At 66.9% G+C, this 23,923-nt stretch carries 18 protein-coding genes and 1 pseudogene; 11 read left to right on the top strand and 8 right to left on the bottom strand.

Going from position 1 to position 23,923, the window contains the following annotated elements:
- Positions 1-3: 3 nt before the first annotated feature.
- Positions 4-1,424, bottom strand: a pseudogene (locus A5773_RS21230) (MmgE/PrpD family protein).
- 72 nt (positions 1,425-1,496) lie between these two features.
- Here A5773_RS21230 and A5773_RS21225 point away from each other — a divergent pair.
- The gene (locus tag A5773_RS21225; RefSeq protein WP_067792416.1) at positions 1,497-2,321 is read left to right on the top strand and encodes a GntR family transcriptional regulator; all 825 of its coding nucleotides are present in this window, start codon (positions 1,497-1,499) and stop codon (positions 2,319-2,321) included.
- Here A5773_RS21225 and A5773_RS21220 read toward each other — a convergent pair.
- Positions 2,318-3,196 (bottom strand): ribokinase, encoded by an 879-nt coding sequence (locus A5773_RS21220; protein WP_067792414.1) that lies wholly within the window; start codon positions 3,194-3,196, stop codon positions 2,318-2,320. The genes A5773_RS21225 and A5773_RS21220 overlap by 4 nt on opposite strands.
- Positions 3,197-3,260: 64 nt before the next feature.
- Positions 3,261-3,938 (bottom strand): cation transporter, encoded by a 678-nt coding sequence (locus A5773_RS21215; RefSeq protein ID WP_082948331.1) that lies wholly within the window; start codon positions 3,936-3,938, stop codon positions 3,261-3,263.
- A 230-nt stretch (positions 3,939-4,168) separates the two neighbouring features.
- On the opposite strand from A5773_RS21215, the gene A5773_RS21210 reads away from it, so the two are divergent.
- The 10 genes from A5773_RS21210 (at position 4,169) to A5773_RS21165 (ending at position 15,034) form a co-directional block, all read left to right on the top strand.
- Positions 4,169-6,328 (top strand): adenylate/guanylate cyclase domain-containing protein, encoded by a 2,160-nt coding sequence (locus A5773_RS21210; RefSeq protein ID WP_066952752.1) that lies wholly within the window; start codon positions 4,169-4,171, stop codon positions 6,326-6,328.
- The gene (locus tag A5773_RS21205; RefSeq protein ID WP_066952754.1) at positions 6,325-7,770 is read left to right on the top strand and encodes a mechanosensitive ion channel domain-containing protein; all 1,446 of its coding nucleotides are present in this window, start codon (positions 6,325-6,327) and stop codon (positions 7,768-7,770) included. The genes A5773_RS21210 and A5773_RS21205 overlap by 4 nt, the downstream gene beginning before the upstream one ends.
- Positions 7,771-7,875: 105 nt before the next feature.
- Positions 7,876-9,159 (top strand): glutamate-5-semialdehyde dehydrogenase, encoded by a 1,284-nt coding sequence (locus A5773_RS21200; RefSeq protein ID WP_067792409.1) that lies wholly within the window; start codon positions 7,876-7,878, stop codon positions 9,157-9,159.
- Between the two features lie 34 nt (positions 9,160-9,193).
- Positions 9,194-10,069, top strand: a complete 876-nt coding sequence (locus tag A5773_RS21195; protein ID WP_066952758.1) for a MoxR family ATPase — start codon at positions 9,194-9,196, stop codon at positions 10,067-10,069.
- A 10-nt stretch (positions 10,070-10,079) separates the two neighbouring features.
- Positions 10,080-11,525 (top strand): VWA domain-containing protein, encoded by a 1,446-nt coding sequence (locus A5773_RS21190; protein ID WP_066952760.1) that lies wholly within the window; start codon positions 10,080-10,082, stop codon positions 11,523-11,525.
- Between the two features lie 131 nt (positions 11,526-11,656).
- Positions 11,657-12,310, top strand: coding sequence for a nicotinate-nucleotide adenylyltransferase (nadD, locus tag A5773_RS21185; RefSeq protein WP_255360749.1), 654 nt, complete (start codon positions 11,657-11,659; stop codon positions 12,308-12,310).
- Positions 12,307-12,696 carry a ribosome silencing factor gene (gene rsfS, locus A5773_RS21180; RefSeq protein WP_066952762.1) on the top strand — a complete coding sequence of 130 codons (390 nt, stop codon included), beginning with the start codon at positions 12,307-12,309 and terminating at the stop codon, positions 12,694-12,696. Before nadD ends, rsfS begins: the two co-directional genes overlap by 4 nt.
- Positions 12,693-13,367, top strand: a complete 675-nt coding sequence (gene gpgP, locus A5773_RS21175; protein ID WP_067792407.1) for a glucosyl-3-phosphoglycerate phosphatase — start codon at positions 12,693-12,695, stop codon at positions 13,365-13,367. Before rsfS ends, gpgP begins: the two co-directional genes overlap by 4 nt.
- Positions 13,357-14,199, top strand: a complete 843-nt coding sequence (octT, locus tag A5773_RS21170; protein ID WP_066952765.1) for a diglucosylglycerate octanoyltransferase — start codon at positions 13,357-13,359, stop codon at positions 14,197-14,199. Before gpgP ends, octT begins: the two co-directional genes overlap by 11 nt.
- A 4-nt stretch (positions 14,200-14,203) precedes the next feature.
- A complete protein-coding gene (locus tag A5773_RS21165) occupies positions 14,204-15,034 on the top strand; it encodes a DegV family protein (RefSeq protein WP_066952767.1) in 831 nt (276 codons plus the stop codon).
- On the opposite strand, the gene A5773_RS21160 is transcribed toward A5773_RS21165, so the two are convergent.
- The 5 genes from A5773_RS21160 to A5773_RS21140 form a co-directional block, all read right to left on the bottom strand.
- On the bottom strand, positions 15,031-17,940 hold the full coding sequence (locus A5773_RS21160) for an RND family transporter (RefSeq protein ID WP_066952769.1): 2,910 nt from the start codon (positions 17,938-17,940) through the stop codon (positions 15,031-15,033). The genes A5773_RS21165 and A5773_RS21160 overlap by 4 nt on opposite strands.
- Complete coding sequence (locus A5773_RS21155; protein WP_197505366.1) at positions 17,937-18,404, bottom strand: MmpS family transport accessory protein; 468 nt, start codon at positions 18,402-18,404, stop codon at positions 17,937-17,939. Before A5773_RS21155 ends, A5773_RS21160 begins: the two co-directional genes overlap by 4 nt.
- Positions 18,405-18,576: 172 nt before the next feature.
- Positions 18,577-19,635 carry a dihydrodipicolinate reductase gene (locus A5773_RS21150; RefSeq protein WP_066952773.1) on the bottom strand — a complete coding sequence of 353 codons (1,059 nt, stop codon included), beginning with the start codon at positions 19,633-19,635 and terminating at the stop codon, positions 18,577-18,579.
- 74 nt (positions 19,636-19,709) lie between these two features.
- Positions 19,710-20,795 carry an acyltransferase PE gene (gene pe, locus A5773_RS21145; RefSeq protein WP_066952879.1) on the bottom strand — a complete coding sequence of 362 codons (1,086 nt, stop codon included), beginning with the start codon at positions 20,793-20,795 and terminating at the stop codon, positions 19,710-19,712.
- 72 nt (positions 20,796-20,867) lie between these two features.
- The gene (locus tag A5773_RS21140; protein WP_067792405.1) at positions 20,868-23,867 is read right to left on the bottom strand and encodes an RND family transporter; all 3,000 of its coding nucleotides are present in this window, start codon (positions 23,865-23,867) and stop codon (positions 20,868-20,870) included.
- Between the last annotated feature and the right edge of the window lie 56 nt (positions 23,868-23,923).

Here is a 23,923-nt window from a genome sequence, read left to right as displayed (position 1 = left end):
CTTTCAGTCCAGCGCGCCCGCGACCGGGGCCGCGAGCAGATCCGTCAGTTGGTCGATGTCGTCGAGGTCGTCGAGATTGACCACCGCCCGCTCGATCGCTTCGGCGCGCGACCGGCTGGTGACCGGTCGGCGAGCGAGTGGAACTTGTCGACGAGTTCGTCGTTGGCGACGGGGTCGGTGGGCGCGCCATGCGGCAAGGCCACACGGGCGCGGTGGACCGCACCGTCACGGGTGGTGACCGCGACATCGGTGCGGAATTTCTCGGTGAAATCGGCGTGCGTGAGCGATTCGTCCAGGTGCACCGTCGTCGCCGCGATGAGCGACCAGATGTCGTCCGAATCGAGGCGGGCGGGGGTGAACTGCTCGGGCAGCACGTTGCCGTCGAGCAGCGCCGCGGCGGTCACATAGCCGATGTTCATCTGGGCGCCGATCGGGGTCAGCGGTTTGTCCGGCTGCCACCAGCCGTGCTTGTAGATGGTCTCGCCCACGGTGATGTCGATTTTCGAAATATCCTCGGGCGCAACGGATTCGCGCACCAGCCTGGCGGCGTCGATCGCTGCGTGCACCCCACCCATCGCGGCGTAGGACTTGACCATGATGATGGTGGTCTCCCAGCGTTGGCCGAGTTCGCCGGTCAGCGGCGCGGCGTCGGGATCGTGCCCCTCGCCGAAAACGCTGAGAAACCCGCCGTATTCGCGCTCGAACACCCGCTTGATGCCGGTGTAACCGGCCGCCGCCAGTCCCGCCGCGTAGAAGCCGTTGCGCGCCGCGAAGCCGTGGTGCATGCGCTTGCTCATGGCCTCGTACTGCGCGGCCATCAGACCCGCCGACTGCGTGCCGGCCAGCCCGAGGGCGTCCTCCAATTGCGCCGGCGGCAGCCCGCGTAACTTTCCCGACGCCATTGCCGCGGCGTGGGTGCCGAAAACCGAGCCCGAGTGCCAGCCGCGGTCGAGCATCTGAGTGCCGTGCAGCGTGTAGCCGACGCGCGGACCCACCTCGAAGCCGGCGATCGCGGCCAGCAGGAGGTCGGCACCGGTCGAACGGTGCGGCCGCGTGGACGCCGTCGAGAGCAGCGCGGGAATCAGCAGCGAGCAGCTGTGCAGCGGGGCAAGGGGGTGAAAGTCGTCGAGCTCGAAGCCCTGGATGAAGGTGCCGTTGAGGATCGCCGCCGCAGGCGCTCCGGAGGTGCGTCCGGTGCCGATGACCACGGTGTCGCCGGGACTTTCGAGCGCGACGACGGCGTCGGTCGCGATGCGTGACCACGGCAGTTGCGCCCCGACGAGCGCGCAGCCGATCCCGTCCAGGAGCAGGTGTTTCGCACGGTCGAGGACGGGACGCGGGACGGTGTCGAGCGTGAGACCGGCGACCCAGGTGGCAAGTCGCCCGGTCGGCCCTTCCGGGTCGGTGGCGGCCGGGGCGTTCATCGGGCCTCCCTGCGCTCTGGGTTAGTTGTTATATACATATAACAACTGATCGGACTGCGCAAGGGAGGCCGTGTGGAAGCATTGACGACCGTGCAGGGCAAAGGTGGGCCGGTATCGGCGGCGGCCGGGGTACCGCTGCACCGGCAGCTGTTCTTGGTGCTGCACGACGAGATCGACCGTGGCGTCATCGCCCCTGGCGACGCGTTGCCAACCGAGCAGACCCTGTGCGACCAGTTCGGCGTATCGCGCATCACCGTGCGCCGGGCGCTGGGGGACCTGGCCGAGCAGGGATACATCGAGCGCAGGCACGGTGTCGGGTCGTTCGTGCGGCCGCACGGCCCAGCGGATGTCTCGGGCGTTTTGGCGGCGGGGCGTTCCTTTATGCAGGGGCTGCGACAGACGCAATTCGAAACCAAGGTCGATGTCGTCGAGCTGGGGAAGCGCCGTCCCCCGAGGGCCATCGGTGAGGCGCTGGAAGCTCCCGGCGAGTTGCTGCAGATCGTGCGGGTGCGGCGCCAACGCCGAACCGATGAGCCGTTGATGGTGACCGAAGCCTGGCTGCCGCCGGAATGGTCCGACGTGCTGACCGAGCGGGAACTGCGGCGCAGACCGCTTTACGAGCTGTTATCGGACGGGGGCGTCGTCGTGGACCGCGTGCTGCACGAGATCACGGCGGAGATCGCCGGACCCCGCCACGCGCACCTGCTCGGCACCGCCATCGGCGCCGCGCTGCTGCGCGTCAACCGCCTGTCGTTCGTGGCCGAGGCGCCGCATCACTACGTGTCGACCGTGTTGTCGCCGAGCCGCAGCCGTGTCCTGCTCAGCCAGACGGCGGAGGAGATGGAGACCGGCGACGGCCTGAGAATCGCCCACGACGTCGGCGGGGACACCGGCTAACGGGCGTCGTGCAGCGCCGCGTCGATCGCTTCGGCATCCGGTGCGCAGTTGCCGGCGCCCGGCACCAGCGTCGCCAGTGCGCCGGCGGCGCAGGCGCGCCGCAATGCGCTCAGCCGCTGGGCGGACGAACCGGGATGCGGCGGCCAGCTGCCGGCCAGCACTCCGGCGAACACGTCACCGGCCCCGGTGGTGTCCACCGCGGCCACCGGGGGAGCGGGCACCAGGAATTCGCCGTCGACACCGACGTACCGGGCGCCGCGCGCGCCCAGCGTCGTCACCAAGTGTGTTGGGCGCCAGGGCCATTCGTCGGCCTCGGCTTCGTTGGCGATCACCACGTCGGCTGCGGCCGCCAGGTCGGCCAGCGAGTACTGGTCCCGGCCGGCCGGCGAGGCATTGACGATGACGACCGCCCCGGCCGAACGGGCCTGTTGCGCTGCGGCCACCGCCGCCTGCACCGGAATTTCCAACTGCGTCAATAACACATCGCAGCCGGCGATGACGCTTCGCACGGCCGCGGCATCCAGCGCCAGCCGGCCGTTGGCGCCCGGCGCGACCACGATGGTGTTCTCGGCGTGGGCGTCGACGACGACGATCGCCGTGCCGCTCGGCCCGGGCGTTTCGGCGGTGGCGTCCAGGCGCACGCCGTTGTCCAGCAGGTGGGCGCGCAATTGGCGGGCGGCCGGGTCATCGCCGATCGCGCCGACGAATTGAACCCGTGCGCCGGCGCGCGCCGCCGCCACCGCCTGGTTACCGCCCTTGCCGCCGGGCGCGTAGGTCAGCGACGACGCCAGCACCGTCTCGCCGGGAGAGGGGAGGGCATCGACGCGCAGCGACAGGTCCATGTTCACGCTGCCGACCACACAGACCCGTGCCATTACGTTGACGTTAGCCGATTCCAAGAGCCAAACAGTGTGCCGTGACGTGGTTTTGGCGCCTGGGTCAGCATGCGCATTCCTCGCCACGCCACGCCGCGAAGCCCTCCCGGACCGCAAAGCCGGCGATGGCGAGTCCGACCGCCGGGTCCAGCCACCAGCCGCCCGGCCACACGGCGATGACGACCAACGTGAGAAGGACCGCCGCTGATTGCGCGGCGCAAAGATAGTTCTGTGTGCCCTCCCCGGCCGTGGCCTGCGAGTCCAGGCGCCTGCCGAGCCTCTGCTTGGCCCGGCCGAGAAGCGGCATCAGGATTAGCGCCGCGGCGGTCAACGCCATCCCGATCCATGTCGTTTCGGGGCGGGCCCCGGCGAGCAGGCTACGGACCGATTCGAAGGCGACGTAGGGCGCGACGAGCCAGAACGAGATGGCCACCCCACGTTGCGCCCGGCGCTCCGAGGTCTCCGACAGCGTGCGTGCACCCGTGAACCGCCACACGACGATCACGCTCGCCAAGCCCTCGACCGCGCTACCCAGCGCCCAGCCGATCAGGGAGACGGATCCGGCGGTGAACCCTTGCCACAGGCCGAGCCCGCCCTCCGCGCACATCCACGCCAGGCTCGCCCACGCGAGCCATCGCGCCACGCGCGCAGCCCGAACCCATTCGGCGTCACGCTCCGGGCGACGGATGGTCGTCACGTCGGTCGTCCCGCAACCGCAACCCTCCGCGCACCCATCGCTCATAACGCCAAGAATAAGTGGGCTCCGTTAGCTGAATGAAGGGTTGGGCGGCGTCGGCGTCGAATGCTTTGGCGCAATCGCCCATATCTGCAGACACGCGCGCTAGTGTGCTGCGTGAGCGATGCTGCGTGTCCGAGGAAGGGCGAAGTCGAGTGACATCGAGCGAGCTAAGAGACGCTGAGCCGGCTTCCAACACCACACCGGAACATGCCGCGGGGCAGGCTCCGGCCGAAATGCCTGTGACAGAGCAAGGCCCGGCCCGCAAGCGCCATAAGTTCCGTCGCCGTCGGCGTTTCCGAATCGGCCTGCAATCCAAGCTGCTGCTGATGTTGCTGCTCTCCAGCATCCTGTCGATCGGGGTGATCGGGTTCATCGGGGCGTCGTCGGGCCGCAACGCCCTGCGCCAAGTCGAATCCGAGCGACTCACCGAACTGCGCGAGTCCCAGGCGCGCCAGGTGCAGTCGCTCTTCAGAGAGGTGACCAACTCCCTGATCGTCTACAGCGGCGGCTTCAGCATCGTCGAGGCGATGACGGCGTTCACCGATGGATTCGCCCAGTTGTCCAATGCGACGATCAACCCGGCCCAGCAGCAGGCGATCGTCAACTACTACGACGACAACATGATCAAGCCGATCAAACGGATCACGGGTGAAGATCTCGATCGCAACGCCATCCTCCCGAGTTCCAACGCGCAGAAGTACCTTCAGGCCTACTACACCGCGCCCTACCGTTCGATCTCCGAGGCGAGGAAGGTCGACGACGCCGGCGATGGCAGTGCGTGGTCGGCGGCCAACGCTCGCTACGGCTTCTACATGCGCGAGATCGTCAGCCGCTTCGAATACCCCGATGCGCTGTTGCTGGACATGCAGGGCAACGTCGTCTATTCGGTGAATAAGGGCCCGGACTTGGGCACCAACATTCTGACCGGGCCTTACCGGGAATCCAAGTTGCGCGATGCGTACCAAAAGGCCTTGCGCTCCAACGATCTCAGCTTCGTCTGGATCACCGACTTCCAGCCGTACCAGCCGGAACTCGACACCCCCACGGCGTGGGCGGTGTCGCTGGTGGGAATGAACGGGAAATTCAACGGCGTCATGGCCCTGCCACTGCCGATCTCGAAGATCAACAGGATCATGACCGCCGACAAACACTGGGATGCCGCGGGAATGGGCCCGTCGACCGAGACTTACCTCGCCGGAGCCGACAACCTGATGCGTTCCGACTCGAGGCTTTTCCTGGAGGATCCGGCCGAATACCGGCGCGAGGCGGTGGCATCGGGCACGCCGCCCGACGTGGTCGACGAAGCGATCCGGCTGGGTGGCACGACCCTGGTCCAGCCGGTCCCCACCGCGGGCCTTCGCGCCGCCCAACGTGGACAGACCGGAGTCATCAGCGCCACCGACTATATGGGCAACAGGGAGCTGGAAGCCTACGCGCCGCTGAGCGTGCCGAACTCCGATCTGCACTGGTCGATCCTGGCGACACGGGACAACTCCGACGCTTTCGCGCGCCTGGGCAGGTTCAGCAGGACGGTAGTGCTGGCGGTGGCGATCATGATCTTCGCCATCTGCGTGGCGTCGATGGTGCTGGCCCAACTGATGTTGCGGCCGATCCGTCGGCTGCAGGCCGGCACGCAGAAGATCAGCTCCGGCAACTACGAGGTCGACATCCCGGTCACCACCCGCGACGAGATCGGCGACCTGACCGCTGCTTTCAACGAAATGAGTCGCAGCCTGGCAATCAAGGAGGAACTTCTCAACGAACAGCGCCGGGAGAACGACCGCCTGTTGCTGGCGCTGATGCCCGAGTCCGTCGTTCAGCGATATCGCGAGGGTCAGGAGACCATCGCGCTGGAACACCAGGGCGTGGCCGTCATCTTCGCCGAAATCGTCGGGCTCGACGAGGTTTCCGTGGATGTATCCGGCGACGAGCTCGTCGGGATCGTCGACGAACTGTTCCGGCAGTTCGATTCGGCGGCCGAATCTCTGGGCGTCGAGCGGATTCGCACGTTCCATAACGGCTATCTCGCCAGCTGCGGTGTGGTCACGCGGCGGCTGGACAGCATCCACCGCAGCGTCGACTTTGCTATCGAAATGCGCCAAATCATCGATAGATTCAACGGCCAGACCGGCCACCAGCTGCGCCTTCGGGTGGGCATCAGCACCGGTGACGTCATCAGCGGACTGGTGGGCCGCTCGGGGCTCGTCTACGACATGTGGGGCGCCGCGGTCAGCCTCGCTTACCGGATGCAAAGTGGCGCAAACCAATCGGGTATCTACGTCACCTCCCAGGTCTACGAGGCGATGCGGGACGTGCGGCAGTTCACGCCGGCCGGCACCATTTCGGTCAGCGGAACCGACCAGGCGATCTACCGGTTGTCGGAGCGATCATGAACCTGTTCGACTCATCGTGGTTCTACTGGGCCATCGGCGTAGCGGTCGGATTCCCGGTGGCCTTGATCCTGCTTACCGAGCTGCACCGCACGCTGGTCCGCCGACACAGCCAGTTGGCCCGGCAGGTAAGCCTGCTGCGTAACTACCTGCTGCCGCTGGGTGCGTTGTTGCTGCTGCTCGTCGAGGCTTCGCAGGTGCCCGCCAAAGACGGCTCGGTGCGGATCCTGACCACGCTGTTCGGCCTGCTGGTGCTCGTGCTGGTGTTGTCCGCGCTGAACGCCACCGTGTTCGAGGGCGCGCCCGACAAGAGCTGGCGCAAACGGCTGCCCACCATCTTCGTCGATGTCGCCCGCTTCGGAGTCATCGGCGTCGGCCTGGCGGTGATGCTGTCAATGATCTGGGGCGTCCGGATCGGTGGCCTGTTCACCGCGCTGGGCGTCACCTCGGTGGTCATCGGTCTGATGCTGCAGAACTCCGTCGGCCAGGTGGTGTCCGGGTTGTTCATGCTGTTCGAGCAGCCGTTCCGGATCGATGAGTGGCTGGACACCGGGACCGCGCGGGGGCGTGTCGTCGAAGTGAACTGGCGGTCCGTGCACATCGACACCGGCAGCGGCATCCGCATCATGCCCAACTCGATGCTCGCGAGCACCTCGTTCACCAACCTCAGTCGCCCGTCGCGCGCGTACGACTGCGCGATCACAACCAAGTTCGCGCCCGGCGATTCCCCGGACAAGGTGTGCGCGATGCTCACGCGGGTCGCTACGGCGTTGCCGGCCCGCAGGCCCGGAATCTTGCCCACCGCAGTCTCCTTGGGCGGCGCCCAGTACCGCACGACCATCCGGTTGGCGTCCCCCGCCGACGCCGAAGCCACCGAAGCGACCTTCCTGCGCTGGGTTTGGTATGCGGCGCGGCGGGCGCGCCTGCATCTTGACGGTGCCGACGACAACTACTCCACCAAACAACGCGTGGAAAAAGCCTTGCGCACGGTCGTCGCGCCGGCGTTGCGGCTGAGCCATACCGATCAGCAATCGCTCGTCCCGTACGCGAAGCTCGTCCGCTACGGTGCCGACGAAATCCTCGAATCCGCCGGCCAGGTCTCGCCCGGCATGACCTTCCTGGTGGCCGGCCGGGTGCGCTTGACGGCGACGACCGACGACGGCTCGGTGGTGCCAGTCACCACCCTGGACGAGGGATCGTTCCTAGGCCTGACCGCGCTGACCCGCCAGCCCAACCTCGCCGGCGCGTATGCGCTGGACGAGGTGACGGCACTGCAGATCGATCGCGAGCACCTCGAGCATCTGGTGATGCGTAAGCCATTGCTGCTCCAAGACTTAGGACGACTCATCGAGGAGCGACAAGCCAAGGTGCGACAGGTGACGCACCGTGAACGGACCAGCCCGGCCCGCATCGGGGTACCGACGGCGGCAAAAACACTTCGCTGACCCACCGGAGACCGCGACTTGATAGTCGGCGCGTTACGCGCGGGGCGGATGCCGTAATACCCGGGCCGCCTCACCTGGCCGGTTAAGGCCCGATACCCTGGTTCAATGAGTCTGCAAGCACCATTCCTCAGCGGTGGGGCTCAACAGCGGGAGTCTGACTTGCGCCGGGAGGTCCACAACGCCGCCCGCCGCGCCCGGGTCGCGTCCCGCGTCCTGGCATTGCTGCCGACGGTCGCCAAGGACCAGGCACTGCGGTCGGCGGCCGACGCGATAGCGGCCCACACCGATTTGATCCTGTCGGCCAATGCCGAAGACCTCGGCGCCGCCGAGGCCTCCGGCACCCCGACCGCGATGCTCGACCGGTTGGCGCTGGACCCCAGACGTGTCGAGGGAATTGCCGCCGGCCTGCGTCAGGTCGCCGGGTTGCCTGACCCGGTCGGCGAGGTGCTGCGTGGCTACACCCTGCCCAACGGTTTGCATCTGCGGCAGCAGCGCGTGCCGCTCGGCGTCGTCGGCATGATCTACGAAGGCCGGCCCAACGTGACGGTCGACGCCTTCGGTCTGGCGCTCAAGTCGGGCAACGCCGTGTTGCTGCGCGGAAGTTCTTCGGCCACCCGGTCCAATCAGGCGCTGGTGCAGGTGCTGCGCGCTTCGCTGGTCAGCGAGGACCTGCCCGCCGATGCGGTGCAACTGCTTTCGGCCGCCGACCGCTCGACGGTCACGCACCTGATCCAGGCCCGCGGCCTGGTCGACGTGGTGATTCCGCGCGGGGGAGCCAGCCTGATCAACGCGGTGGTCCGCGACGCGCAGGTGCCCACCATCGAGACCGGCGTGGGCAACTGTCACGTATACGTCCACGAGGGCGCCGACCTGGACGTGGCGGAACGGATCCTGCTGAACTCCAAGACCCGTCGGCCCAGCGTCTGCAACGCCGCCGAGACGCTGTTGGTCGATGCCGCCATCGCCAAGAAGGCGCTGCCCCGGTTGGTGGCCGCCCTGGAGGATGCCGGCGTGACCGTGCACGGCGGGTTCTCGGCGGACGCGGGGGAGGACGACCTGCGCCGCGAGTACCTGTCGATGGACATCGCTGTCGCGGTGGTCGACGGCATCGACGCCGCGATCGCCCACATCAACGAGTACGGCACCGGGCACACCGAGGCCATCGTCACCAGCAATATGGCTGCGGCGCAACGGTTTAGCGACGGCGTCGACGCCGCCGCGGTGATGATCAACGCGTCGACGGCGTTCACCGACGGTGAGCAGTTCGGTTTCGGCGCCGAGATCGGCATCTCCACCCAGAAATTGCACGCGCGCGGCCCCATGGGGCTGCCGGAATTGACCTCGACCAAGTGGATCGCGTGGGGCGACGGGCAAATCCGCCCCGCCTGACCGCGACGAAAAGTGCTTTAGGAGAACCGAGATAGTGAGCGTGCCCGCCCGGCCCAAGCCGCTGTTCGCCGACATCGACGACGTCTCGCGACGGTTGGCCGAGACCGGTTACCTGCCCGACACCGCCACCGCGACCGCGGTGTTCCTGGCCGACCGGCTGGGCAAGCCCCTGCTGGTGGAGGGCCCCGCCGGCGTGGGCAAGACCGAGCTGGCCCGCGCCGTCGCCCAGGCGACCGGTTCCGGACTGGTCCGCCTGCAGTGCTACGAGGGGGTGGACGAGGCTCGCGCCCTCTACGAGTGGAACCACGCCAAGCAGATCCTGCGCATCCAGGCCGGCTCCGGGGACTGGGACCAGACCAAGGACGACGTGTTCAGCGAGGAGTTCCTGCTGCAGCGTCCGCTGCTGACCGCCATCCGGCGCACCGAGCCCACGGTCTTGCTGATCGACGAAACCGATAAGGCCGACATCGAAATCGAGGGCCTGCTGCTCGAGGTGCTGTCCGACTTCGCGGTGACCGTGCCCGAGCTGGGCACGATCGCCGCCGAGCGGACGCCGTTCGTGCTGCTGACCTCCAACGCCACCCGCGAACTGTCGGAGGCCCTCAAGCGTCGCTGCCTGTTCTTGCACATCGACTTTCCCAGTCCCGAATTGGAACGCCGCATCCTGTTGTCGCGGGTGCCCGAGCTGCCCCAGCACCTCGCCGAGGAGCTGGTGCGAATCATCGGCGTGCTGCGCGGCATGCAACTCAAGAAGGTGCCGTCCATCGCCGAGACCATCGACTGGGGCCGGACGCTGCTCGCGCTGGGCCTGGACACCATCGACGACTCCGTCGTTGCCGCCACCCTGGGCGTGGTTCTCAAGCATCAGTCCGACCAGCAGCGCGCAACCGGCGAGCTCCGGTTGAACTAGGGACGCACCGATGGCCCCCCGCCGCATCCGACCGACCCGGCCCCTCGCCCCGCACGGGCTGCCCGGCCACCTGGTTGGCTTCGTGGAAGCCCTTCGCGCGGTGGGGATTTCGGTGGGACCGTCCGAGACGGTGGACGCCGGGCGGGTGATGGCCACCCTCGGTTTGGGCGATCGTGAGGTGTTGCGCGAGGGCATCGCCTGCGCCGTGTTGCGCCGTCCCGAACACCGCGAGACTTACGACGCCATGTTCGACCTGTGGTTTCCCGCGGCGCTGGGCACCCGCGCGGTGGTGACCGACGAGGAGGCCGACGCGCAAGGCGATACCTCGTTGCCGCCCGACGACGTCGAGGCGATGCGCCAGATGCTGCTGGATCTGCTCACCGAGAACCCCGAGCTCGCCGACATGGACCAGCGGCTGGTCGCGATGATCGCGCGCATCGTGGAGGCCTACGGCAAATACAGTTCCAGCCGCGGCCCGTCGTTCTCGTCGTACCAGGCGCTCAAGGCGATGGCCCTGGACGAGTTGGAGGGCAAACTGCTGGCCGGGCTGCTCGCCCCGTACGGCGACGAACCCACGCCCACCCAGGAACAGATCGCCAAAGCCATGGCGGCGCAGCGGATCACGCAATTGCGCAAGATGGTCGACGCCGAGACCAAGCGGCGGACCGCCGAGCAGCTGGGCCGCGACCACGTCCAGATGTACGGCATCCCACAGCTTTCCGAGAACGTCGAGTTTCTGCGGGCCTCCGGCGAACAGCTGCGCCAGATGCAACGGGCGGTGGCTCCGCTGGCCCGGACTCTGGCCACCCGGCTGGCGGCCCGGCGGCGCCGCAGCCGCGCGGGCGTGATCGACCTGCGCAAGACGCTGCGCAAGTCGATGTCCACCGGGGGCGTGCCGATCGACGTGGTGCTGGCCAAACCCCGCCCCGCGCGCCCGGAGCTGGTGGTGCTGTGTGACGTGTCCGGCTCCGTCGCCGGGTTCAGCCACTTCACCCTGCTGCTGGTACACGCGCTGCGCCAACAGTTCTCGCGGGTGAGGGTGTTCGCGTTCATCGACACCACCGACGAGGTCACCCACATGTTCGGGCCCGAAGCCGACCTGGCCGTGGCGATCCAGCGGATCACCCGGGAGGCCGGCGTGTACAGCCGCGACGGGCATTCCGACTACGGCAACGCCTTCGCGTCGTTCGTGCAGGCGTTCCCCAACGTCCTTTCCCCGCGCAGCTCGCTGCTGGTGCTCGGTGACGGCCGCACCAACTACCGCAATCCGGAGACCGAGCTGCTGGCCCACATGGTGACCGCCAGCCGGCACGCGCACTGGCTGAATCCCGAGCCCAAACACCTGTGGGGCAGCGGCGACTCGGCGGTGCCGCGTTACCAAGAGGTCATCACGATGCACGAATGCCGGTCGGCCAAGCAGCTCGCCGCCGTGATCGACCAGCTGCTACCGGTCTGAGGGCGTTCTTCCTCCCTGCGTCACGCTGGCGTGACGCTCGCGGGAGGCCCCCGGGGTGCCGACCGGCCCGCGGGCTGAGGAATCGGGCCGGATCGCCGCCTCAAGTAAGCTGGCAAATCGTGCAAAAGCAGCTGCGCAGGCTGGGAGTGATGGGTGGGACGTTCGATCCCATCCATTACGGGCACCTGGTTGCCGCGAGTGAGGTCGCCGACCTGTTCGACCTCGACGAAGTGGTGTTCGTCCCCAGCGGTCAGCCCTGGCAGAAGGACCGCCACGTTTCCGCCGCCGAGGACCGATACCTGATGACGGTGATCGCCACCGCGTCCAACCCGCGCTTCTCGGTGAGTCGGGTCGACATCGACCGCGCCGGGCCCACCTACACCAAGGACACCCTGCGGGAACTGCACGCCCTCAACCCCGATTCGCAGCTGTACTTCATCACCGGGGCCGACGCGCTCGCTTCCATCCTGTCCTGGCAGGGCTGGGAGGAGTTGTTCGAGCTGGCGCGGTTCGTCGGCGTCAGCCGGCCCGGCTACGAGCTGCGGCGCGAACACATCACCGGCGTGCTGGGCGAGCTGGCGGAGGACGTGCTGACGCTCGTCGAGATCCCGGCGCTGGCGATCTCGTCGACCGACTGCCGTCTGCGCGCCGAGCAGCACCGGCCCCTGTGGTACCTGATGCCCGACGGCGTGGTGCAGTACGTCTCCAAGCGCCGGCTGTATCGCGGCGAACAATCGAAGGACACCGTGAGCCGATCAACCCTGCCCGCCGGGAAGAACACATGACCGCCACGCAGGAGGCGATCGACATGGCGACCGTGGCCGCCGGCGCGGCCGCCTCGAAACTGGCCGACGATGTCGTCGTGATCGACGTGTCCGGTCAACTTGTCATCACCGACTGCTTCGTCATCGCTTCGGCGTCCAACGAGCGGCAGGTCAATGCCATAGTCGACGAGGTCGAGGAGAAGATGCGCAGGGCGGGCTACAAGCCGGCGCGCCGGGAGGGCACCCGGGAGGGCCGCTGGACGCTGCTGGACTACCGCGACATCGTCGTGCACATCCAGCACCAGGACGACCGCGACTTCTATGCCCTGGACCGGTTGTGGGGCGACTGCCCGGTCGTGCCGGTGGACCTGGCCGCGGTTCCCGACGACTCGGCGGGCGCGCAATGACGATTCGTCGGCTGATCATGTTGCGGCACGGGCAAACCGAGTTCAACGCGGGCAGCCGCATGCAGGGGCAGCTGGATTCCCAACTCAGCGAGCTCGGGCGGGCGCAAGCGATCGCCGCCGCCGAGGTGCTCGGCAAGCTACAGCCATTGCTCATCGTGTCGTCGGATCTGCATCGCGCCTACGACACGGCGATCCGGCTCGGGGAGCGGACCGGCCTGCCGATCCGGGTGGATCCGCGGTTGAGGGAAACCCATCTCGGCGACTGGCAGGGGCTGACGCACACCGAGGTCGACACGCAGGCCCCCGGTGCCCGGCTGGCCTGGCGGGAAGACGCCACCTGGGCGCCCCATGGTGGCGAAAGCCGGGTCGACGTCGCCGCCCGCAGCGTTCCGTTGGTTACCGAACTGGTCTCCGGCGAGCCGGAATGGGGTGGCCCCCAGCACGCCGATCGGCCGGTGGTGCTGGTGGCCCACGGCGGGCTGATCGCCGCGCTGTCGGCCGCGCTGCTCAAGCTTCCGGTCGCGAACTGGCCGACCTTGGGCGGCATGGGCAACGCCAGCTGGGTGCAGCTTTCCGGCCATGCCGACGACTCCGGGGCGGGTTTCGACAGCATCCGCTGGCGCCTCGATGTGTGGAACGCTTCGGCGCAGGTGCCCAACGATGTCTTCTGATGCACGGCCCACCCTGCTGATCTTCGCCGACTCGCTGGCCTACTACGGGCCCACCGGCGGCCTGCCCGCCGACGATCCGCGCATCTGGCCCAATATCGTTGCAGCGCAATTGGGTTGGGATGTGGAACTCATCGGTCGCATCGGCTGGACCTGCCGCGATATCTGGTGGGCGGCGACCCAGGACCCGCGCGCCTGGGCGGCGCTGCCCAGGGCCGGGGCGGTCATTTTCGCGACCGGCGGCATGGATTCGCTGCCGTCGGTGCTGCCGACCGCGCTGCGCGAACTGATCCGCTACGTGCGCCCGCCGCGAGTGCGGCGCTGGGTCCGCGACGGCTACGGCTGGCTGCAGCCCAGGCTCTCGCCGGTGGCCCGGTCCGCGCTGCCCGCGCACCTGAGCGCCGAGTACCTCGAACAGACCCGCAACGCAATCGATTTCAACCGCCCGGGTATCCCGATCGTGGCCTCGCTGCCGTCGGTGCATATCGCCGACACCTACGGCAGGGCCCACCATGGCCGCCCGGCGACCGCCGCGGCGATCACGGAGTGGGCGCAAACCCACGACGTTCCCCTGGTGGACCTCAAAGCGGCTGTCGCCGAGCACATCATGAGTGGGCGCGGAAATCCCGACGGCATTCACTGGAATTTCGAAGCGCACCAGGCGGTCGCCGAGCTGATGCTGAAGGCCCTGGCCGAAGCCGGCGTGGCGACGATGCAGGGGGGGCACCGCCCGCTTGCGGGGGACGCGCAGCGCGATGAGGTGGGGGCACCTCCCGCTTGCGGGGGAGAGCCGCGCAATCAGACCGGCGTTCACACCGACAAGCCACGCGGGTAGCTCGATGTCCGTCGTAGTGGTGACCGACGCGTCGGCGCGCTTGCCGGCCGACTTGCTGGAGCAGTGGGCGATACGGGTTGTGCCGCTGCACATCCTGCTCGACGGTGTCGATTTGCGTGACGGCGTGGACCAGATCCCCGACGACATCTACAAGCGTCACGCCACCACCGCGGCGGCCACACCGGCCGAACTGGCCGACGCCTACCAGCAGGCGCTGGCCGACAGCGGCGGGGACGGCGTGGTGGCGGTGCACATTTCGTCCGCACTGTCGGGCACCTGCGGCGCGGCGGAACGGACCGCCGCCGACCTGGACGCCCACGTACGGGTCGTCGACTCGAAGTCGACCGCCATGGGCACGGGCTTCATCGCATTGGCCGCCGCGCGGGCCGCCGCCGCCGGCGGTGACCTCGACGCTGTCGCCGGCGCGGCGACCGCGGCCGCACGGCAAAGCCACGCCTTCATGGTGGTGCACCGGCTGGACAACCTGCGCCGCAGCGGGCGAATCGGCGGCGCCAAGGCATGGCTGGGCACGGCGCTGGCGCTCAAGCCGCTGCTGCGCATCGACGACGGCAAACTCGTTCTGGCGCAACGGGTACGCACCGTCACCCACGCGACGGAGGCGATGATCGACCGGGTCTGCGGGGTCGCCGGCGACAGTCCGGCCGCGCTGGCGGTTCATCACGTCGCCAACCCGGACGGCGCCAAGGAAGTGGCGGCGGAGCTGGCGCGCAGACTACCGGTCTGCGAGCCGGCGATCATCACCCCGCTGGGGCCGGTGCTGGCGCTGCATGTCGGTGCCGGAGCCGTCGCGGTGGTCGTGCAGCTGCCGACTTAAGCCGGCACCGCGCGCCGGGCGTTGTCGCCGCGGGGGTGTACCACCTGCGGCCACCAGAACCATCGTCCCAGCAGCGTCGCGATCGACGGCATCAGCAGCGTGCGCACGATCAGGGTGTCGAGCAGCAGACCGATGCACACCGTCGAGCCGAACTGGCCCAGCACCCGCAAGTCGCTGCCGAGCATCGAGGCCATCGTGAAGGCGAACACCAGGCCCGCGGCCGTCACCACCCCACCGGTACCCGCCATCGACCGGATGATTCCGGTCTTGAGCCCGGCATGGATCTCTTCTTTGAATCGCGAGACCAGCAGCAGGTTGTAGTCGGATCCGACGGCCAGCAGGATGATGACGGACAGCGCCATCACGATCCAGTGGATTCTGATGCCGAACAGGTCCTGCCAAATGAGCACGGACAGGCCGAATGACGCGGCGATCGAGCTGGCCGCAGTGCCGACGATCACCAGCGCGGCAACCACGCTTCGAGTCAGCAGGAGCATGATCATGAAGATCAGCGTCAGGGCCGACACCACGGCGATCATCAGGTCGTACTTCTCGCCGTCGGCCATGTCCCTGAACGTCGGGGCCGTGCCGCCGAGATAGACCTTGGCGTCCTGCAGAGACGACTGCTTGAGTCCCTCCTGCGCGGCGGTGCGCTCGGCGTCGACCCGCGAAATACCTTCCGGCGTCATCGGATCGCTCTGGTGGGTGATGAAGAATCGCGCCGACTTACCGTCGGGCGACAAGAACATGCGAAGGCCCGTCTGGAAATCGGGGTTGTCGAAAGCCTCCGGCGGCAGGTAGAAGAAGTCGTCGTTCTTCGACGCGTCGAAGCTCTGCCCCATCACGATCGCCGTATTGCTCATCGCCTCCATCTGGTCGATCATCGCCTTGAACGTCTGGTACAGGGTGAGCGTGATGCCCCTGGTGGTCTTCAGCGTGGTGATCAGCGTGGGAAACAGCGCATTCAGGTCGTGGGTGGCTTTGGCGGTGTGCGCGATGTCGGCGGTGAGGTAGTGGAACTGCTCGGCGAGCTGGTCGAACCCGTCGAACGTGTCGAAGAGGGACCGTAACCCGATGCACACGGGGATGTCGTAGCAGTGCCTCTCCCAGTAGAAGACGCTGCGAATCGGCCGGAAGGTGTCGTCGAAATCCGCGATGTGGTCACGCAGGGTATCGGTGATTTGCGACGTCACGGCCGTGGTCTTTGCGCTGTCGTCCGCGGCGTTCGACAGGTCTAGTGACACCTCGTATTGGCGCTGTGTGGTTTCGATCTGGGTCTGCAGGTCGTCGGCCATTCTGAGGATGTCGGCGATGCGCTCCTTCAGGAAGCCCATGTTCTGCATCGTCGTCTGGCTTTGGATGCTGTTCTGGAACGGTATCGAGCTGTGCTGAATCGGAATGCCCAGCGGCCTGGTGATGTCCTGAACCATGGCGATGCCGAGCGTGCGCATCTCGTTCTTGGCGACCCGGTCCAACACCAGCATGTCGGCCGGGTTTCGCATGTCATGGTCGGACTCCACCATCAGCATGTCGGGGTTCATCCGGGCCTGCGAGAAATGGCGGTCGGCGGCCGCCTGCCCGAGATTGGATGGGGCGGAGGTCGGTAGGTAGTAGCGGTCGTTGTAGCTCGTCTTGTAGCTCGGCAACGCGACCATGCCCACCAACACGACCGCGGCGCTCACGGCCAAAACCGGTGCGGGCCAGCGCACCACCGCGGTGCCCACCCGCCGCCAGAGCCGCCCGCGCTTGGCCGCCCGCTTGGACTCGAAGAGGTGAAAGCGACTGCCCACGAAGACAACCGCCGGACCCAGCGTCAGTCCGGCCAGCACCACCACCAGCATGCCGATCGCCACAGGGGCGCCCATGGTGTTGAACCAGGGCAACCGCGTGAAACTCAGGCAGTACGTCGCCCCGGCGATGGTCAGCCCCGACCCCAGCACAACCGGGGCCACCCCTTTGAAGGTGGTGTAGTACGCGGTTTCTCGATCCTCGCCGGCGCGCAACGCTTCTTGATAACGGCCGACGAGGAAGATGCCGTAGTCGGTGCCGGCCGCGATCGCCAGCATGGTGAGGATGTTGGCGGCGAAAGTGGTGAGCCCAAATGCGTTGTGGTACGCGAGAACGGCGACGACACCCCGCGAACAGGCCAGCGCGACAAAGGTCATGAACAGCTGGACCAGCGTGGTGACGATGGACCGATAGACCAGCAGCAACATGATCGCGATGGCACCCAAGGTGAACAGCGTGATCTTGGCCAGGCTGGCGTTACCGATGATGTGCATGTCGTCGGACAACGCGGCGGGACCGGTGACGTAGGCCTTCACACCCGGTGGTGCCTTGTTCTCGTCGATCACCTTGCGCACGGCGTCCACCGACTCGTTGGCCAGCGTGGTGCCCTGGTTTCCGGCCAGGTTGATCATCACGTACGCGCCCTTGGCGTCGGCGCTTTGCGCGCCCGCGGCGGTGAGCCGATCGCCCCAGAAGTCCTGGATGTGCTGGATGTGCTGGGGATCCTTGCGGAGGTCCCGAATCAGCTTGTCGTAGTACTGGTGCGCGTCCGGGCCGAGGGGCTGCTGGCCCTCCAGCACGATCATGACCGTGCTGTTGGAATCGAACTCGCGGAAGTTGTGGCCCAGCCGCATCATCGCCTTCATCGACGGCGCGTCCAGCGGTGTCATCGGCGCCGAATGGGCCTCGCCGACCTTTTCCAGCGTCGGGACGATGACGTTCACCAGGACCGTGACGAACACCCAGCCCACGATGATCGGCACCGCGAAGATTCGGATCGAGTGGGGCAGGTATGGCCGGTGGCCGCGCTCGGCCTTTGCTTGGGCCGGCGTCGTGACCGGTCCGGTGTCCTCGGTGTCCGCGGTGCCCAGGTGGCCCTTGCCCGTGCCGTCGCTCATGCGGACTTCACCAGGCAGAAGGTCTGCGCGTTGTGGCCGTCGGAGTTCCGCTGTTCGCGGACGACGCCGTCGACGGTGATCTTGCAGCTGATCTCACCGCTGTCGCTCTGCGCCATGATGTTGGCGCTCACCGAGGGCAAGGTGGTCGAGATGGTGGTCGACCACGGCAGTGGCGCCGCATTGACCTGATGGGTGTTGGCGTTCTCGTCCCAGTAGTTGATGTTGGCGGTGGCCCCGGGTGGCCCCGTGATGTCGTACACGACGACCTTCGGGTTGAACTGCACGATTTCGATCCCCTTGCCGGAGTTCGCGTTGAGATCCTGCGAGCCGAAAATCTTGTGGAGCCGCGACACGATCAACGCCGAAAGGGCCAAGACCACCACCAGAAGCAGCGGTATCCACGCCCTTTTGAGGACGCGGGTCACGGTGCCGGTACGTGGACCTGAGTCTGGACTAGCCACCACCTGACCGCCTTCCGCATTACCGCCACCCCGGCGCTGCCGCAAAGCTCACCTACGTCGCCGACGACACCGATGTCCCTCGACAATTTGCTCAGCTAAGCACTCTAAACCTTAGTGCACGCAAGCGTTCCTCCGGGTGCCTCCGATGTGGTGAACCGCATATGGTTCCGGGCCGTTACCGGGCCACCCTGCCGGTGACCGGCGGCAGATCGGCAAGCGTCACGATCCCGGGCTCGGCCGCCACCACCGCCGGGACCGCATTGGTCACCGGCATCGCCGTGTAGATCATTCCCAACCCCATGAACCCGGGCTCCGTCCAATCCTTCGGTGGCAGGCAATGCAGGACCGTCCGCATGTTGGGCAGTCCGTACACCTGGATGACGTGGCCGTGCTCCAGCGGCTTGGGCGGCACCACATGATTGCCCATGGTCCAGTTGAACCCGACGCTGACCACGTTGCGGTCGCCCTGCCAGCCGCGGTGGTATCCATAGACGCTGCCGACCGTTCCCGCGGGGATTTTCATGAAGCCCAGATCCGAATCCCCGGTGGCCGCGGTGAAGGTCACGTCGAAGGTCATCCGGTCCAGCTTCGCGCCGATCGCGTCTGCCATCATGGCGGCCGATTCGGCGAAGACCTCGCTTTCGCGCCGCACGCTTTCCGCCAGCCCCGGCGTGTCGGGATCCTGCGAGAAGCCCATCGCCGTCTGCGTTTCCGCCGACTCGTAGGTCGAGCAATCCACGGACTCGGTGATCCGGATTTCGTCGACGCGTTCGCACGCGCCGCTGAGCACCATGCCCACCATGTTGGTCATGCCCGGGTGCGCCCCACTGCCGAAGATCGTCGAACCGCCTCGTTTGCAAGCATCCACGATGCGTTCGCGGTCCTCGGGCGTCTGCTTGCCGCCGGTGATCCAGGCCGCGCTGGAGCACACGTTGACGCCCGCCTCCAGCAAGCGCACCAGCTCATCGATGTTGGGCCACAACGGGTTGTAGCAGCACGCGTCGGCACCTAGGGCGATCAGCGCGTCAATGTCGTTCGTCGCGCGCACGCCGGTCGGTTTCGGCCAGCCGGCCAGTTCGGCGGCATCCACGCCGACCTTGTCCGCTCCGTGCGCGTACACCCCGACCAACTCCATGTCCGGCCTGCCGATGATGGCGTGCAGCGAACGTCGCCCGATGTTGCCGGTCGTCCACTGGATGACGCGCAGCGGGCGGTCCGTCGGGGGTTTGCTCATCGCGTCTCCTTTGACGTGGGCGAATTTGGGTCATTATCGCCGCCATACGCCCGGGCGTGTCTACACCCTCAAGGTCAGCGGTTGCCCTGATTCAGCGCAGCCATGGCACTGGACATCAGCTGCGAAAAGGGATCGCCGCCCCCGCCGAAGGTGGCCTGACTGGCCGGTGCGATCACGGCCGCGGGGTCGAAGCCCCGCACTGGATCCACTTGAAGCGGAGCGGTAAGCGGGTCGTCGTTGCGCGAGTAGCCCGCATTCACCATCGGGGTCAGCTCCGCGTCGAGCTGATTCAGCACGTCTTCCGGCACGCCCAGGTAGCCCAAGGGCAGTACCAGCGGGAGGTGCCTTTCGGGAATCAGATACGTCGTCGTCTTCGCGCCCCTGGAGTTGACGGTCGTCCTGATGTTCTGCGGCGGCACCATGCTGGGGTCGGTGAACGCGACCGCGGTATGACCGGTCGCTTCGCCCACGAGCGTGTTGGCCAGCGCTAACAGGTTGTCCGGCCGGTCCGGAAAGTCGGCGATCATGTCGTAGGCGGCGACGAAGGCCTTGGTGTCGTATTGGCTTTCCACGGGGGGCGGTATGCGGTAGTCCATTGCAGGAACGACGGCGCCGACCGGAAAGAATGAGGTCAGGAAACTCTCGCCGAAGGCGTGATGCCCGACCGGATTGCCAAATGTGCTGAAGACCAATTGGTTTGGTGGGGGAGCGGTCGGATCGTTCGCGAGCCGGGCCTGCTCGGCGTCAACCACAAGCGAACCCTCGGACAACCCGATCGCGGCACCGGGCCCACCCCTGCGGATCGCCGCATCCAGGTTCTCGGTCCCCACGGCGACCGACTCGCCGACGCTGGGGCCATCCACGCCCAAACCCGGGAAGGATTCATCGAGCCGACCAATCCCCGGAAAGAGCCGTTCGAGCACGTGGCCCTGCACCTGCCCCGCCGGGTAGTCGACGATCTCTCGGCTCAGCCCGGGAAACCAGCCGGCACCCAGGCGCCTGCCGTACTCGTCGTACGGAATGCCGGGAACGTGCGCGCCGCCCAACGCGTACGCCGTCCCGTCGCCGGGCTCGTCATCGGCCGTCGCGATCCCGAGGCCGAAATATCCTGTGACGCCGAGGGTTACCACAGCGGTAACTCCTGCGAGTACTTGCCGCATCGCCACTTCCCGCCTGCCCGACTTGGTCTCGTAGTGTCGCATATCGCTCGTCGGCCTCGCAGCTGACTGGTACTAGTCCGCGGTCCCGGCCGGTGACTGGGCTCGCGACCGCTGCGCTCCCGGCCGTGACGGCCACCAGCTGGCCCGCCCGACCAGCGTAGCCAAGGCGGGCACCGTTATGGTGCGGACCAGAAAGGTGTCGAGCAAGATTCCGATCCCGATCACGAAGCCACCCTGGACGACGGTGCCGATGCTGGAAAACACCAGGCCCCACATCGAGGCGGCGAAGATCAAACCCGCCGCGGTGATCACACCGCCGGTCGAACTCAACGCGCGGATGACGCCATAACGCATGCTGTTCGGGGATTCGTCACGCATTCGCGAGACGAAAAGCATATTGTAATCGGCCCCGACGGCGACCAATACCACAAAGGCCAACGGCGGGACGCTCCAATGTAATTGCTGGCCCAGTAGGAATTGAAATGTCAGGACGCCGATACCCACCGCCGACAAGTACGAGATAACGACGGAAGCGACCAGATACAGCGGCGCGACGACCGCACGCAGCAGCGCGATCAGCGTCATCAGCACGACGATGATGGTGACGACAATGATGAATTTGATGTCGTGCTCGTAAAAGTCTCGCGTGTCCCGGAGCGTAACGGGATATCCGGCCATCGATATCGACGCATCCGCCAATGACGTATTCGGTTGGGCTCCTCTGGCGGTATCGCTGATCGCGCTGACCTGATCCATCGCCTCGGCGCTGAACGGGTTGAGTTTGGTCTGCACCAAATACCGCACCGAGTGCCCGTCGGGCGAAATGAACGCCTTGGCGGCCTTTTTGAACTCCTCCATGTGCAGCAGCTGCGCCGGAACGTTGAACCCCGCCATCGACGGTTCCGCCGCGTCGCGTTTCAGCGTGAGGAGGAACGCCGACGCCTCGCCGAGCCCCGTACCCATCTGTTTGATCTGGTCGACGAGTTGGTCCACCCCATCGGCCACTTGCCGGCTTCCGCTGGCGAACCGGTCAGCGCCTTGTTGCAGATGGTTCAGGTCGGCCTGCAGGCCGCCGGGCTGGTCCAGCCCCATGGCATGCAGCGCCTTGACGAAGTTGGCGAGTGCACCACGCAGGTGATCCACCGAGGCGTTGAGGGTCTGCCGGTCTTGGAACGCCTGGAGCTGTCCGGCCAGATCGTTGATCTGGTCGAGGCTTCCGTCACCGCGGGCATTGACCACACGCTCGAATTGGGCGCGGGTGGCGCTGCAGGACGGATCGGCATCGCAAACCTGGTTGCCCTCGAGCGCCGCCAGCACCGGGGCCACCCAGGCGAACATGTCCTTGACGGCCGCAAAGTTGACGCCGATGGTATGGCCGAGGGAATTGATGCTGCTGACGAGCTTGGCGGCGGTGACGACTTCCTTGACCAACTTGTCGCCGCCGTACTGGGTCCTCATCGAAGTGAAAGCCTCGGTCAGGCCTTGCATCCCTGCGACCATCTGGTTGACCTGGCCCCGCACATCGCCGAGGTTGTCGGCCAGGGTGTTGGCCCCGGCGAGCAGTCGGTTGAGATCATCGGCGTGGTCGCTGATCAGGGCCGAACCGGCGCCCAGGCGAGCGCCGATGGCGCCCGCCTGGTAGGTGGCCCTGAACTGTTCCGGCACCGCGCCCGCGGGCCGGGTCACGCCGCTGACCGCAGCGATGTTCGGCAGTTGGCTGACTCGGTCGGCCATCTGCTCCAGATCCGCAAGCGCCCGCGGCGTACGCAGGTCGTGCGGTGACTGGACGAGGATGTATTCGGGAATGGACTGATTGACCGGGAAGTGGCGATCCAGCGCGGCATACCCGATCGAACTCGGTGCCGAGGACGGCAGGGCCTTGCGGTCGTCGTAGTTGTAGCGCACCAAGCCCGCACAGCTGGCGAGGATGATCAGCACCAGCACGCTGGCAACCAGATGCACGCCGGGCCGGCGCACGATGCGAATCCCCGAACGTCGCCAGAACCGGGCGGTCAGTTCGCGTGGGGGCTTGACCCAGCCGCGCGGCCCGGCCACTACCAGGATGGCGGGCAGCAAGGTCATCGCAGCGAGGAAGGCGACGCCGATCCCGATGGCCGACGAGACACCCACCGTGGAGAACACACCCATTCGGGCGAAACTTATTCCGAGGAAAGTGATTCCGACCGTGGCCGCGGATGCGGCGATCACTTTTCCGATCGAGGTGAGCGCCCGCCGCACGGCTTCGTCGAAGTCCGCGCCGCGTCGCAGATAGTCGTGGTAGCGGCTGATCAGGAAGACCGCGTAGTCGGTTCCCGCGCCGGCGATGATGGCGCTCAAGAAGACGATGGACTGGTTCGAAACGCCTAGGCCGCCGATTTGCGAGATTCCGGCGACGACGGCCTGCGCGATCACCATCGACGCTCCGATCGCGAGCAGCGGCAGCAGCATGGTGAGTGGGTTGCGGTAGACCACCAGCAGGACGACGAGCACCAGGGCGGCGATCGCCAGTTCAATCGGAAGGCGATCCCGCTCGCCCGCGACGGTGAGATCGCTGACGGTGGCAGCGGGTCCGGTCAGGTTCGCTGTCAACGGGGATCCGGCGACGTTGTGTTTGACGATGTCGGCAACGCGGAGGTAGGCGGCGTAGGACTTTGGTGTGCCCAATTCGCCGGCGAGGCCGACCGGCAGCACCCAGGATTTGCGGTCCTTACTGGTCAAAACCGGACGCAAGGGCGGCGTGCTGACGAAATCTTGCAACATCAGCACGTCGCGCCGGTCGTCGTGCAGGGCGCTCACCAGCTTGCGGTAGGTGGCTTCGTCGGCGGGCCCAAGCCCTTTCTCATCGCTGAGCACCACCAGCATGAGGTTTTCGGCGCCCGATTCGTGAAACGCTTCGGTCATCTTCCGGGCGGCCACGCTCGACGGCGCGCCGCTCGGCAGCATCGCGAGTGGGTGCTTCTGCGCCATCTCGTTCAGGGGCGGGAACGTCAGCGGCAGTGCGACCGCGATCAGGACCCAGAAACCTATGACGACCCCGGGCCAACGCACCACAAAATCAGCTAGCCGTCGCACATCGACCTCGCTACGCTCCCGGCCGCGTGAAAAGGCCGAGTCCGGAGAAAATCAGT

The sequence above is a fragment of the Mycobacterium sp. 852014-52450_SCH5900713 genome, from assembly GCF_001667075.1.
Classification (GTDB): domain Bacteria; phylum Actinomycetota; class Actinomycetes; order Mycobacteriales; family Mycobacteriaceae; genus Mycobacterium.
This window is presented reverse-complemented; position numbering and strand designations above follow the sequence as displayed.

What these genes read in the sequence shown, in the direction of transcription:
- A5773_RS21165 (WP_066952767.1), top strand. Translation starts at nt 14,204, where the DNA reads ATGTCCGTCGTAGTGGTGACCGACGCGTCGGCGCGCTTGCCGGCCGAC.
- rsfS (WP_066952762.1), top strand. Translation starts at nt 12,307, where the DNA reads ATGACCGCCACGCAGGAGGCGATCGACATGGCGACCGTGGCCGCCGGC.
- A5773_RS21190 (WP_066952760.1), top strand. Translation starts at nt 10,080, where the DNA reads ATGGCCCCCCGCCGCATCCGACCGACCCGGCCCCTCGCCCCGCACGGG.
- A5773_RS21220 (WP_067792414.1), bottom strand. Translation starts at nt 3,196, where the DNA reads ATGGCACGGGTCTGTGTGGTCGGCAGCGTGAACATGGACCTGTCGCTG.
- pe (WP_066952879.1), bottom strand. Translation starts at nt 20,795, where the DNA reads ATGCGGCAAGTACTCGCAGGAGTTACCGCTGTGGTAACCCTCGGCGTC.
- A5773_RS21150 (WP_066952773.1), bottom strand. Translation starts at nt 19,635, where the DNA reads ATGAGCAAACCCCCGACGGACCGCCCGCTGCGCGTCATCCAGTGGACG.
- A5773_RS21200 (WP_067792409.1), top strand. Translation starts at nt 7,876, where the DNA reads ATGAGTCTGCAAGCACCATTCCTCAGCGGTGGGGCTCAACAGCGGGAG.
- A5773_RS21160 (WP_066952769.1), bottom strand. Translation starts at nt 17,940, where the DNA reads ATGAGCGACGGCACGGGCAAGGGCCACCTGGGCACCGCGGACACCGAG.
- octT (WP_066952765.1), top strand. Translation starts at nt 13,357, where the DNA reads ATGTCTTCTGATGCACGGCCCACCCTGCTGATCTTCGCCGACTCGCTG.
- A5773_RS21205 (WP_066952754.1), top strand. Translation starts at nt 6,325, where the DNA reads ATGAACCTGTTCGACTCATCGTGGTTCTACTGGGCCATCGGCGTAGCG.
- A5773_RS21215 (WP_082948331.1), bottom strand. Translation starts at nt 3,938, where the DNA reads ATGAGCGATGGGTGCGCGGAGGGTTGCGGTTGCGGGACGACCGACGTG.
- gpgP (WP_067792407.1), top strand. Translation starts at nt 12,693, where the DNA reads ATGACGATTCGTCGGCTGATCATGTTGCGGCACGGGCAAACCGAGTTC.
- A5773_RS21210 (WP_066952752.1), top strand. Translation starts at nt 4,169, where the DNA reads ATGCCTGTGACAGAGCAAGGCCCGGCCCGCAAGCGCCATAAGTTCCGT.